At 46.2% G+C, this 279-nt stretch carries 1 protein-coding gene; it reads left to right on the plus strand.

What is annotated here, in order from left to right:
* Positions 1 to 230, plus strand: a 230-nt coding sequence (locus tag R0K30_RS21705) for a chorismate-binding protein (RefSeq protein WP_410612883.1), incomplete at its 5' end; no start/stop codon positions are given.
* Positions 231 to 279 lie beyond the last annotated feature (49 nt).

Raw genomic sequence — 279 nt, forward strand, 5'->3', positions numbered from 1 at the left:
ATATTGAACCGATGACACGCGGATGGTATGCGGCTCCGATCGGCTGGATGGACGGCAGGGAAAACGGAGAATTTGTCGTGGCTATCCGATCAGGGCTGATTGAAGGCAATAATGCGCGGCTTTTCGCAGGCTGCGGCATTGTTGAAGATTCAGATCCGCAATCAGAATATGAAGAAACACAAATTAAACTAAAGCCGATGATCTCTGCTTTAGGAGGTGAAAGGCTTTGACAAACCCGATTACACATTATATCGGAAGCTTTATTGATGAATTCGCTCT

The organism is Bacillus sp. SIMBA_154 (genome assembly GCF_046536015.1).
GTDB lineage: Bacteria > Bacillota > Bacilli > Bacillales > Bacillaceae > Bacillus > Bacillus pumilus_P.